This window comes from Histophilus somni, assembly GCF_014202395.1.
GTDB lineage: Bacteria > Pseudomonadota > Gammaproteobacteria > Enterobacterales > Pasteurellaceae > Histophilus > Histophilus somni.
In genome coordinates, this window is sequence record NZ_JACHGQ010000001.1 from 117,666 (window position 1) to 130,787 (window position 13,122).

6 protein-coding genes and 1 pseudogene are annotated in these 13,122 nt (G+C 37.9%); 6 read left to right on the top strand and 1 reads right to left on the bottom strand.

Annotated elements, in window-relative coordinates:
• Positions 1–67 precede the first annotated feature (67 nt).
• From ttrB to HNR69_RS00550, 3 genes are read left to right on the top strand one after another with little or no spacing between them, the layout of a single operon-like run.
• Positions 68–805: a tetrathionate reductase subunit TtrB gene (ttrB, locus tag HNR69_RS00540; protein WP_075293889.1), complete on the top strand. Its 738-nt coding sequence runs from the start codon at positions 68–70 to the stop codon at positions 803–805.
• Positions 802–1,830, top strand: coding sequence for an NrfD/PsrC family molybdoenzyme membrane anchor subunit (gene nrfD, locus HNR69_RS00545; RefSeq protein WP_075293888.1), 1,029 nt, complete (start codon positions 802–804; stop codon positions 1,828–1,830). Before ttrB ends, nrfD begins: the two co-directional genes overlap by 4 nt.
• Entirely contained in the window at positions 1,823–4,912 is a 3,090-nt protein-coding gene (locus HNR69_RS00550; RefSeq protein WP_075293887.1) for a tetrathionate reductase subunit A, read from the top strand. The genes nrfD and HNR69_RS00550 overlap by 8 nt, the downstream gene beginning before the upstream one ends.
• Here the strand turns inward: HNR69_RS00550 and HNR69_RS00555 are convergent.
• On the bottom strand, positions 4,899–5,852 hold the full coding sequence (locus HNR69_RS00555; protein WP_075293886.1) for a gluconeogenesis factor YvcK family protein: 954 nt from the start codon (positions 5,850–5,852) through the stop codon (positions 4,899–4,901). The two genes, HNR69_RS00550 and HNR69_RS00555, sit on opposite strands and share 14 nt — an antisense overlap.
• 195 nt (positions 5,853–6,047) lie before the next feature.
• Between HNR69_RS00555 and glnS the strand changes: the two genes are divergently transcribed.
• From glnS to HNR69_RS00570, 3 genes and pseudogenes are all read left to right on the top strand, one after another.
• Positions 6,048–7,715: a glutamine--tRNA ligase gene (gene glnS / locus HNR69_RS00560; RefSeq protein WP_075293885.1), complete on the top strand. Its 1,668-nt coding sequence runs from the start codon at positions 6,048–6,050 to the stop codon at positions 7,713–7,715.
• Positions 7,716–7,909: 194 nt separating this feature from the next.
• Positions 7,910–10,302: pseudogene (locus HNR69_RS09725) on the top strand (TonB-dependent receptor plug domain-containing protein).
• Positions 10,302–13,085, top strand: a complete 2,784-nt coding sequence (locus HNR69_RS00570; protein ID WP_136122221.1) for a M16 family metallopeptidase — start codon at positions 10,302–10,304, stop codon at positions 13,083–13,085. Before HNR69_RS09725 ends, HNR69_RS00570 begins: the two are co-directional and overlap by 1 nt.
• The last annotated feature ends 37 nt before the right edge of the window (positions 13,086–13,122 follow it).

A 13,122-nucleotide genomic window follows, 5' to 3' on the forward strand; every position in this document is an offset into this window, starting at 1 on the left:
ATTGATATTCAGACAACCTGAATTGATCAACTTGAATGCTCAATCTTTATTAAAGGTAGGGGTGATTATGTACATAAGCAAAAGACGTTTTTTGAAAAACTTATCAGTACTAACTATTGGGCAGGCTTTTATCCCTTTTTCTCAAGCGAATACAAGTTTTCAGCCGGAAAGAAAAGAGGGTAATGAAGCTCATCGCTATGCCATGTTAGTTGATTTACGCCGTTGTATCGGTTGCCAATCTTGTACGGTGAGTTGTTCGGTGGAAAATCAAACACCGCTTGGCGAGTTTCGCACTACCGTACGTCAATATGAAGTCACCAATGAACAGAATATTACCAATAATGTTCTACTTCCTCGATTATGCAACCATTGTGATAACCCTCCTTGTGTGCCGGTTTGCCCTGTACAAGCAACTTATCAGCGTAAAGACGGTATTGTTGTGATTGATAACAAACGCTGTATTGGTTGTGCTTATTGTGTACAAGCTTGTCCTTATGATGCTCGTTTTATCAATTCAGAAACTAAAACTGCAGATAAATGCACTTTTTGTACTCATCGTTTAGAAGCAGGATTATTACCTGCCTGTGTAGAGAGTTGTGTGGGAGGAGCTCGTATTATTGGGGATTTACGGGATCCAACCAGTACAATTAGTAAAATGGTAGATGAATTTAAAGATGATTTGAAGGTTTTAAAACCGGATGACGGTACCATTCCACATGTATTTTATCTAGGTTTAGATGATGCTTTTGTGAATGAAGTTAACGGTCAACCAATGTTATGGCAAGATAAGGAGAAAGCAGAATGATTATTCGTGAGATCTTAGTAGAACCACAAGCTATTGCTTGGCTACCTTGGGCGGTAAGCTATTTTTTCTTTATTGGATTAGCCTGTTCATCTGTTTTGACTGCGTTCTTCTTTCATTTTATTAAAAATTCACGCCTTGAATTGCTTGCTCTTAGCTTAGCGTTCAGTTGTGCAATTGTTGCACCTATTGCCTTAACTGCGGATTTACATCAACCGGGTCGTATTATGAATTTTTATTTGAACCCAACGATATGGTCTTGGATGTATTGGGGAGCATGGTTTTTACCTTTCTTTGTTTTATCCGTGGCAGGATATTTTTTATGTTCATTACGTACCTCAGTTCCAATGCAATCTATTCCTAAGTATTTTCACTGGCTTTATTGGGGGAAATTCAATACTGATTTAATTAAAGTCTTTTTTGTTTGGCTTTCTTTAATTATGACAATATTGATTTTAATGTATACCACGATGGAGGTCTTCACTGTACAGGCTCGTCCTTTATGGAATCACACTTGGCTTTTACCTTTGCTTGTATTTAGTGTTTTACCCGTCAGCTTATTATTTTGTCATTATTTTATACCTCAAGTTTATGCTCTCAGATACTTTACTATCGCCAGTTTATTAGGATTAATAGTTTCTATTTTGGGGATTTATTTATTTTCTGAGCAAACAGCTATTCATTTAATGAAATTATGGCAAATTAGCTATTCACCGATGTTATTACTCATTGGGATCTTCGTTTTGTTCATATTGCTGTTATTGCCTCATTCAACTTTCCTAAGGTTATTACGAATATTAACCGCACTTTGTATCACTTGGCTTACCCGTTGGATTTTATTAATTGAAGTACAGCAAATCGCAAAATATAACGCTTTGGTAAATCCATATCAATTGAGTTGGAACGTAGATGGGCTAATTGGAATGATAGCTGTCTTTAGCTTGTGGTCATTAGTAGGTATTATTTTATGGCAACTGCTATCTCATACACTATTGCAATCAAATTTGGGGAGAAAAGATCATGAATAAACAAAGACGTAATTTGATAAAAGGAGCTTTGGCTACAACTGCCGCTACTGCTTTTGTTGCAGGTTATTCTCCCAAAGTAAAAGAAATTGCAAAGGGCGTAATTGAAGGTTCTTCAGGACAAAAAACACAAGACAATATAAATGGAAATTCTTTATTACCTGAATATCAAGTCAAAGAGGGCAATTTATTAACTAATAGCCAACAAGTAGTGTGTAATACCCAATGTATGGGTTGCTGGACTCTATGTGGTTTACGGGCTCGAATAGATTTAGAAAAAAATAAAGTATTGCGTATTAACGGTAATCCTTATCACCCGCTCTCATCAGATCATTACCTTGATTACAATCAATCAATTAAACAAGCAGAGTTAAGCGTTTCTGGTGAAAATGGCTTACAGCAACGTTCTACTGCTTGTGCCCGTGGAGCTGCATTTTTAGATGGGATAAATAGCCCTTATCGTATTACACAACCTCTTAAGCGAGTAGGTAAAAGGGGAGAAGGTAAATGGAAAACGATCAGTTTTGAGCAATTAATTGATGAAGTTGTGAATGGCGGAGATCTATTTGGAGAGGGGCATGTAGATGGATTAAAAGCGATTCGTGATTTGCAAACGCCAGTGAATGCACAACACCCTGATTTTGGTGCAAAAGTAAATCAACTGATGGTAACCTTCGCAGGTCCTGAAGGAAGACAACCTCTTCTGAAACGTTTTGCAAGCAACAGTTTTGGTACCATTAACTTCGCCTCTCATGGCTCTTTTTGTGGTTTATCCTATCGTGCCGGATCCGGTGCATTTATGAATGACTTTGCTAATAATTCTCATGCTAAACCTGATTGGGATCATGTTGAATTTATTTTGTTTATGGGAACTTCTCCTGCACAATCCGGAAATCCATTTAAACGTCAATCTCGTCAGCTTGCTAAGAAGCGTACAGAGGATAATTTTGAATATGTCGTGATAGCACCTCGTTTAGAGCTTACCTCAACTGCATCACAAGATAAAAATCGCTGGGTACCAATTATTCCGGGTAAAGATCTTTCTTTAGCACTAGCCATGTTACGTTGGATTATTGAAAATGAACGTTATAACGAAGATTATTTGTCTATACCAAGTGAAATTGCGATGCAACAAGCTAATGGCGTAAGTTTTTGTAATGCAACACATTTATTTATCGCCGATCCAAATCATAAGCAGTATGGGCAAGCCATTAGAAATTTTCATATAGAGGATTTACCCGAACCTGAAAAATTGAGCGATAGTGATATTTTGGTGAAAGATCGACAAACAGGCAAATTTATAGCTGCCAAAGATTGCCAAAGTGCGGTGCTTTTTGTGGAAGACAGGATAAGCCTTAAAGACGGCTCACAGGTTTTAGCTAAATCAGCTTTACAATTATTCAAAGAATCTTGTTTTTCATACTCCATCGAGGAATATTCTGAGCAGTGTGGTGTACCTGTTGATACTATTATTCAACTTGCTAAAAAGTTTACTTCTCATGGACCTCGTGCGGCAGTTATTACCCACGGTGGAACTATGCATAGCAATGGTTTCTATACAGCATGGGCGATATTGTTACTTAATGCCATGATAGGAAATATGAATAAAAAAGGGGGGATGAGTATGAGTGGCGGTAAATTTAAAGATTTTGCTGCCGGACCTCGTTACAATCTTGCAAATTTCCCCAATATGATGAAACCAAAAGGAACAAATTTAGCTCGTAGTAAAAAAGACTATGAAAAATCCAGTGAATTTAAACAAAAAGTAGCACAAGGTATTTCTCCATATCCGGCGAAAGCCGCTTGGTATCCTTTTGTTGGCGGACAAATGTCAGAAATGATTACTTCTGCCTTACAAGGCTATCCATACTCACTTAAAGCTTGGATTAATCATATGGGGAATCCAATTTATGGTATGACAGGTATTCACCATATTACGCAACAGAAATTAAAAGATCCGAAAATCTTACCGCTCTTTATTTCTATTGATGCTTTTATGAATGAAACTACCGCCCTTGCCGATTATATTGTGCCGGATACCCATAATTTTGAGAGTTGGGGATTTAGTACCCCTTGGGCTGGTGTTCCAACAAAAACCAGTACTGCTCGCTGGCCTGTGATAGCATCGCCTAATGAGAAAACATCTCAAGGCGATACTATTTGTATGGAAAGTTTTGTTATCGAAATTGCTAAGATGATGCAATTACCTGGATTTGGTGATAATGCTATCTTAGATAAACAAAATCATTCCTATCCTTTAAATCGTAGTGAAGACTTCTTTTTACGAGCAGCTGCCAATATAGCTTATGATGGAAAACAGCCGGTACAAGATGCAACTCAAGAAGATTTATTGCTAACGGGTGTACAACGTTTGATGCCAAGTTTACAACAAGTGTTAAAACCTGAAGAAATTAAGAAAGTGGCTACAATTTACTGTAAAGGCGGACGTTTTGCTCCTCATAGCAGTGCATGGCAGGAAGATAATATGCAGGCTCGCTGGAAAAACTGTTTGCAAATTTGGAATGAAAATGTAGCAAAAGCCAAACATGCTCAAACCGGTAAAAATTATCACGGCTGTCCAACGTATTTTGAAGATCAGTTTGCCGATAATAGCACAGTTGAAAGCCATTACCCTAAAATACAATGGCCATTTAAATTAATTTCCTTTAAATCAAATTTAATGAGTAGTATTACAGCACCTTTACTAAGATTACATAGTATTAAACCTAATGGTATTGTGGCAATTAATCAACAGGATGCCACGGAATATGGATTACAGCATGGTGACCTTGTGGAGCTAAATACCCCGGGAGGAAAAGCTGTTGTGCAGCTGGTTGTGATGAACGGTGTCATTAAAGGGACGATTGCGATTGAACATGGTTATGGACATAAACAACTGGGGGCTACAGGTTATACAATTAATGGGAAATTAATTGAAGGAAATGCTCAGATTGGTTCCGGAGTTAATATTAATGATCTTGGTTTGTTAGATAGTACCAAAGAGATTGCCTCGCCTTGGGTTGATTGGGTATGTGGCTCCGCTGTTAGACAAGGAATTCCAGCTAAATTAGTCAAACTTGCTTAGGTGAAAAATGATGAGCTAATTCTATCAATAATTCGTCAATCGCATTACAAAGTAAAGTGCGGTCGTGGCGGTAGCCTATATCATCGGCTTTAAGTTGGCGAGCCATGATTTTTATTGAGGAGGCGTGATGATTCTGTTGCGGCTTGCTTTGAACGATCGCACCATCAATAATATCACAACCAATAGTTTGATTAATCCATTGAATGCGATCGATTAAAGATAATTTGGCGGCTGGACCGTGTTCTACACCTAAATTATCAATAAAGATTTTCTTAGCTTGACTATTTTTCAGCACCTCAATAATTTCTGGTAGTAATAATGGCGGCATAATGCTGGTTAAGAAGCTACCCGGACCGAATAAAATGACTTCCGCTTGTCTTAAGGCTTGAATTGCTTCAGTGGTTGCCTGTACTAATGGAACTAAAAAAATAGAAGTAGGGATTTCGGTTAATTGATCAATACTTACTTCTCCAACGATACTTTTACCGGGAGACAAGGAGGCGGCAAGGTGTACAGGGCTTTCAGACATTGGCACAATAAAAGACCGCACTTTGAGAAGATCTCGAATTAAATTAACCGCATCTGTTGGACGGATATTCATATTTTCCAGTGCTTTCAGCATTAAATTACCTAAATTATGCCCCGCTAATTCACCTTGACCGGAAAAACGATATTCAAATAAAGCAGATGCTGTACTAGGTTCTGTAATGATCTGATTAAGGCAATTACGTAAATCACCCCAAGCAATGCCGCCCTGAGTTTGTCGAATCCGCCCTGTTGAGCCGCCATTATCTGTTGTAGTAACAATACCGGTAAGACGCTCATTCATAAAGCTCAATGCAGACATGACACGTCCTAACCCATGACCCCCACCGATTGCCACAATGTGTTTGACTTGATCTAAATAGGTATGTCGGCTGTGTAGGGTCAAATCAGACATAAACGTTCCTTTTCATGAAAAATAAGTGCGGTATAAAAATACCTGTATTAGAAGTTATGCTATTTTACCTGAAAGTTTACAAAAGGTAATGTACAGATATGCCAAGTGAGATAAAATCCGCTATGCTTTGTATTCTGTGCAAAACACTGTAAAATACGCAGATTTTTAATTATCAAATTGCATTGAGGACAAAAAATGAGCGAAATAACAGTTGAAATGGAAAATACGGAACATAAACCAACAAATTTTATTCGCCAAATTATTGATGAAGATTTAGCTAGCGGAAAACATCATAATGTTTATACTCGTTTTCCCCCTGAGCCGAACGGCTATTTACATATCGGTCATGCGAAATCGATCTGCTTAAATTTCGGTATTGCACAAGATTATCAGGGGAAATGTAATTTACGTTTTGACGATACCAATCCGGTAAAAGAAGATGTGGAATACGTTGACAGTATTAAGCAAGATGTAAAATGGTTAGGTTTTGAATGGGAGGGGGAGCCTCGCTATGCTTCCGACTATTTCGATCAACTGTATAGTTATGCAATTGAATTAATTAAAAAAGGGTTGGCTTATGTTGATGAACTTTCACCCGAGCAAATTCGTGAGTATAGAGGAACACTTACATCAGCAGGTAAAAACAGTCCTTATCGTGATCGTAGCATAGAAGAAAACTTGGCGTTATTTGAAAAAATGAAAAAAGGTGAGTTTGCAGAAGGTGCGGCAAGTTTAAGAGCGAAAATTGATATGGCATCTCCTTTTATGGTTATGCGTGATCCTGTGTTATATCGCATCAAATTTGCAAGTCATCATCAAACAGGCGATAGATGGTGCATTTATCCAATGTACGATTTTACTCATTGTATTTCCGATGCCATTGAAAGAATTACTCATTCATTATGTACGCTAGAATTTCAAGATAACCGCCGTTTATATGATTGGGTATTGGATAATATTTCGATTGATCGTCCATTACCGCATCAATATGAATTTTCACGTTTGAATTTAGAATATACGTTGACATCTAAACGTAAGCTACTGAAATTGGTTAACGATGGGATTGTTGACGGTTGGAATGATCCACGTATGCCTACTATTTCCGGTTTACGTCGTCGAGGTTATACCCCTGCATCATTGCGTGAGTTTTGTCGTCGTATAGGGGTAACTAAACAGGATAACGTGGTGGAATACAGTGCATTAGAAAGCTGTATTCGTGATGATTTAAACACAAACGCACCTCGTGCAATGGCAGTATTAAACCCGCTAAAAATTGTGATTGAAAATTTTGATGGGAAAGAAATACTTACCGCACCTAATCACCCAAATCGTGAAGAATTGGGAACGAGGGAACTTCCTTTTACCAAAGAAATTTATATCGATCAGGCTGATTTCCGTGAAGAAGCGAATAAACAATATAAGCGTCTGGTGTTGGGTAAAGAAGTGCGGTTGCGTAATGCTTATGTGATTAAAGCGGAACGTGTTGAAAAAGATGCGGAAGGTTGTGTAACCACAGTATATTGTACTTATGATCCCGAAACATTAGGTAAAAATCCTGAGGGACGCAAAGTAAAAGGTGTTATTCAATGGGTGTCAGCAACGGATAATTTATCGGCAGAATTTCGTTTGTATGACAAATTGTTTACCGTAGCGAATCCGGGAGCAGTGGAAGACATTAATGAAGTGTTAAATCCAAATTCCTTAATCATTAAGCGTGGAGTAGTTGAACAAAGCCTTGCTAGTGCCAAAGCTGAACAAGCGTATCAATTTGAACGGGAAGGGTATTATTGTGCCGATAGCAAAGACAGTAATGCGGGTAACTTAGTTTTTAATCTAACTGTCAGTCTGAAAGAAGGGTTTTAATATCAGTTCCTTTTCGCCAAAAGTGCGGTTGTATTACTGAGTATATTTAATGATTTTAATGCCTCTCACATAATCCGATCATACCTATGGTCGGATTATTTTTTTCTGCAAGCGATGAACATTTTTACATTAAAAAATTTAGATGATAAAATTTATAAGAATTGTTATCATTTATATCTAATTAAGGAAAATTTATGTCAGTTTATGATTTAAAAACCCAAAAAACCTTATTAGCTGTCAGCGTCTGTTTAGCGTTTTCCGCTCAAGCAGAAACAAGTAAAAATAAAGTTGAACGAGCTAATCAATTACCGGAGGTTGTTGTTTATGCAGAGCAAAACGCAGGATTATCTTCCAGCCAAAAAGTAACCGCCAAAGATATTAAATCTTCCCCTAATTCCAACGGCAATATTTCTGATTTTTTGAAAACCAATTCTCATGTGCGTTTTGAACGTAGTGATGAAAACAGTTTTCAACGAGGTGAAATTAAACCTGCTGACATTTCGATTAATGGTGCGGAAGCCAATCAAACCAGTTATTTTGTAGATAATGTCAATATCAATAATGATTTAGGCTTTGACTCTGAAATTTTTGAGGGAGCGATGCAAACTTTGCCTATGGCAAGTCATGCACAAGCCTATTTCTTTGATGCGAATTTATTGTCTTCCGTAACCGTTTACGACAGCGATATTTCCGCCAGTTTAGGCGGTTTTGCCGGCGGTGCCGTAGTCGCCAAAACCAAGCAATACGATGGTACCGATGGTGTGCAATTGCGTTATCGTACCAGTCATTCTAATTGGGCGAAATTTCATCTTGAGGAAAAAGATCGAGAAAGATTTAAACAAGCCTCGCCTAACGGTAGTAGTGCGGATTTTCAACCTAAATATAGCAAAGATTTCTTCAGCCTTTCTGCACAACATTCTTTAGGGGAAAATATCGGTATGGTAGCAGGATTTAGTCGCCGTACTTCAGATATTCAGCAACGTCGTTTAGTGCTGGGAAAAGATGACAAGTTGAGTTCGGATAATCGCAGACATAAACGCCGTTCCGATAATGCGTTGTTGAATTTTAACTGGCTTGCTAATGAGGATAATCGCTTTGAATTGAGTTTGCGTTATTCTAATTATGTGGAAACTAAATTCTTTGCAGAGAATGTTGATAGCAATGTGCAAGATTATCATCAAGCCTATGGTGCTACTTTAGCTTGGATTCGTTCGTTAAAGAGCGGTGTGTTAACTAATACATTGGCGTATGATCAATTTGCAGATAAGCGTAAATCCGCCTCTAATTATTTGAAGCAAATATTGGCATTTGATGAAAACTATGATCCGATTAATTATGAACGTGGAGGAATGGGAGATAGTGCTTTAACGCAACGCAATGTGCATTTTTCCAGTGAATTTGCCATGGATCCGTTGACTTGGGGACGTACTGAACATTCCATTTCCTTAGGGGGTATCTGGCAATTTACGCATTATCGTTTCCAACGAGATCAAAATGCTACAGGTGCAATCAAAATAATTATGGGTAATATGGAGTTGCCTGGGAGTAGCAATTCCGTTTCCAAAGGAACAGTAAAAACCGATTATCACAATATCGCCCTTTATGTCGAAGATTTAATCAAGCTGGGGGGGGTAAATGGGAAGTTCGTCCGGGATTACGTTTAGAGCGTGATACTTTCCTGAAAAATACCAATATTGCCCCTCGTTTTGTCGCCCGCTATCAACCCTTTGAACAAACCAAATTAAGCCTCGGAGCAAACCGTTATTATGGCCGCTCTTTTGCTTCCATGAAATTAAGTGAGGGAATTTTCAAATTAGATGATATTGATGGCACTAAAGGAACCACACGTTATCAGTCCGTTGCTTCCATGAAAACGCCGTTTAGTGATGAATTGAGTTTCAGTATTAATCAAGAACTCGGGAATGTTATCCTTGATGCCCGATATATTCATCGTCAAAATAAAAACCGCATCATACTAAAAGAAGATGGTCAAAATGGTAAAAAAGTGCGTCATTTTGCACGAGGCAAAGATTACAGCAATAATGTATATACGTTGCAAATTCAAAATAAAGACAGTTGGAAATTTTGGCAGACAGAATGGCGAGCTTCGCTAGGGTTTGATTGGTTAAATACCAAAGGTATTGATATAGATGTAGGATATGACCCGAATTCCATTGTGATTTTAGACGGAAAACAAATGACCGAATTAGAAATGCGGTCTAAAGTTAATAACAATCGTGAAGAATGGATGGCTCGGATTGGCGTGGATATGTCTATGCCAAATTATAATTTGGAATGGACCAACCGAATTTATGTAAAAGCACCTATAAAAGGGTTTAAACAATTGGATACAGGTAGTAGAAGTAGTCAGTTACCGATTTATCGCAGTTACAATTACGGCACTCATACACAATGGGATACCAGCCTTCGTTGGCAACCTAAAATCTTTGGTAAACATTCTGCGATTGTGAAATTTGATATATTGAATGTCCTTAATCAAACGAGAAAGGGGTTAAGTTCTAACGAGGATAATGGTTTCTACGCAGCAGGTCGTGAATTTTGGCTTGAATTAGGGTATGAATTCTAATGTTAAAAAAAATATTGCTAATTTTAACCGCTCTTTTGGGGATTGGTGCTTGCCAATCCTTATTTCATGAAAAAGATACGTTACCTTTTCATTCGCAAGCCCACCAAGGACAACTGGAAAATGGCTTGCGTTATGTCATTTTACCTAATCATTTTCCGCAAAATCGTGTGTATATGCGTTTGGTAGTTAATGCAGGGTCGATGCACGAAGATGATGATCAAAAAGGGGTTGCCCATATTGTTGAACATATGGCATTTAATGGCTCGCAACAATATCCGCAAAATCAAATTATTAATGCACTTGAGAAATTAGGAATGAAGTTTGCACGTGATATTAATGCGTTTACCGATTTTGAAAATACGGTTTATACATTAAATATCGCTAAAAATGATCCGCAATCTCTTAGCTTGGCATTCAATGTTATTGATCAATGGCTAAACCATCTTACCATTTTACCAGCGGATTTAGAGGCGGAACGTGGAATTGTGTTGGAAGAATGGCGTTCACGCTTAAGCCCTATGTTGCGTTTAGGGGATAAAAAAAGCCAAATAGAAATGGCGGGGTCACGTTATGTAGAACGAGATCCGATTGGTGATGTCAACGTCATTAAACATGTTTCGGCACAGCGTGTAAAAGATTTTTATCGAAAATGGTATCGTCCGGATAATGTCAGTCTTATTGTGGTAGGCGATGTGAATCCAGTAAAAATTAAGTCTTTAATTCAACAGAAATTAGGGAGTAGCCATCCGCTACAACACCAACCTTTACCCGAGATTGATTTTGATATTCCTTTACCGCCTAAATGGCGTTTAGCGACCGTGTCTGAGAAAGAAATGCGTGAACCGGGATTGGACTTGAGTTTTTTTAAACCAGCAGAAAATATCAATACGGTAGCACAATACCGAGAGAATTTATGGCAACAAATTGTGGTACGTTTGCTTAATTTACGTTTGCAACAATGGGAAACATATTTACAGCAGTCTTCAAGTGCGGTCGTAAAATCTGCTAATTTTTATCATGATTATTTAGGTAAGCAAACGTTACAATCCACATTTTCTTTACAACTTGAGAATGAGGATTATCGAAAAGCGACAGAGCAACTCTTTAACTTTATTGCGGAAATTGCTCAAAACGGGTTTACGCAGACGGAATTGGATGATGAACTTCAGCGTTTGCGTAAAATAAATACTAAACAACGACATTTGGAAGTGAGTAGTATCAAAATTGCTGATGAATTAGTTGTTACCATGGCAAATGATCAAGTGCTACTCTCTCCGCAAGATCAATATGAATTAAATCATCAATTGTTCAATCAACTGACTTTGGCAGATATTAACCGCACTTTTCAACAAATGTTGCAGTTAAAGTCCAAGTTGGTGCTGATTACTCAGCCAAAACCGCACAAATTATCGTTTGATAGTCAATGGTTGGCACAAAAATGGCAACAGGCTTTACAGCAATCGCAATCTTCTTGGCAACAACAAGATAATAGGGTAGTTCAGCTTCCGCATTTAGATTTAGTTGCGGGCAATGCCACTAAGCAAAAAGTATGGCGTGGACAAAAAATTACTGAATATTTGTTAAGTAACGGCAGTAAATTGATTTATATGTATAGTGATAAAAGTCCGCAACAAGTTTATTTTAAAGCCTTGACAGCAGGAGGATTACGTTCTGTGCCAAGATCACATTATCATGCGTTAAGAGCGGCGATTTCTGTGGTCGATGATACCGGAATTGGCATTGTACCTCAGGCTGATATTGATCAGTATTTCAGTCACGCTCCGATAGCTTTTACGACGGTTATTGATGAGGCTGATCAGGGTTTTACGGCGGCAGGTAAAACAGAAAGTTTAGCGGATATTCTACAATTATTTAGGTTAAAACTACAAACCAGCCCTGTTTCAGAGAAAGTTTTAGCCGAATATCGCCAAACTTTACAGGATGAAGTGAATGAAAAAAGTCCGGAAAAGACGTTTATGCAGAAAGTAGAGCAATTGCGTTTTCCACAACAAGAAACGCTATATGGTGCAAATCGTTTCAGTAATCTGCATTTAACGGCAGATAAACTCTCCGCAATTTATCAGCAATATATTACGGATAAAACAGATTTCACTTATTTTATTGTTGGTGATATTAGCGAAAGTGCGGTACAAAATTTGGCTGAAAAATATTTAGCCAATGTACCGGTTAAAACACAAAATAGAGTATTACAGCCGATAAAGGCACATGTACCCGAGCAGCGTTTAGTTGTTAAAGGCTTGCATGAGCCAAGAGCAGAAGTTGAAATGTATTTCGCAGCTGATCATCAATGGCAAGTGGAAAACAAATATTTACTGGATATTTTAGCGGATATCATACAAGAGAAATTACGGTTGAGTTTAAGAGAACAGGCATCGGGTATCTATGCAGTGCATGCGTGGTTTGAACAAGAACATTTTTCACCTCAAATTGAGGGGAAAATAGAGTTTAGTTGTGATCCTATGCGTGTACAGGAATTAACGCAGATGACTCATCATGTATTAGATCAAATACTTAAACAAGGCATTGAGCCTGAATTGTTGGCTAAAAAAGTGAGTGAAAAACAATCTCAGTTAAAACAGGCGAAGGAATCATTGTTAGCCATTTTATCTCAATTGGAACAAAGTTATTCTTTGAGTGATGGTCCTTTGCTTATGTTTGCTGAGCAACAGTTATTACAGCAAGTAACTCAACAAAATATAGAGGCTTTAGCCCATAAAATTTTGCCATCTCAATTTAGATTTGAAGCAATATTGACACAGTAATAAAAGTGCGGTTAAATTCCGCACTCCCTGAATTGGG

Excerpts from the sequence above, each read along its gene's own strand:
- glnS (WP_075293885.1), top strand. The coding sequence starts at position 6,048 with ATGAGCGAAATAACAGTTGAAATGGAAAATACGGAACATAAACCAACA.
- HNR69_RS00570 (WP_136122221.1), top strand. The coding sequence starts at position 10,302 with ATGTTAAAAAAAATATTGCTAATTTTAACCGCTCTTTTGGGGATTGGT.
- HNR69_RS00555 (WP_075293886.1), bottom strand. The coding sequence starts at position 5,852 with ATGTCTGATTTGACCCTACACAGCCGACATACCTATTTAGATCAAGTC.
- nrfD (WP_075293888.1), top strand. The coding sequence starts at position 802 with ATGATTATTCGTGAGATCTTAGTAGAACCACAAGCTATTGCTTGGCTA.
- HNR69_RS00550 (WP_075293887.1), top strand. The coding sequence starts at position 1,823 with ATGAATAAACAAAGACGTAATTTGATAAAAGGAGCTTTGGCTACAACT.
- ttrB (WP_075293889.1), top strand. The coding sequence starts at position 68 with ATGTACATAAGCAAAAGACGTTTTTTGAAAAACTTATCAGTACTAACT.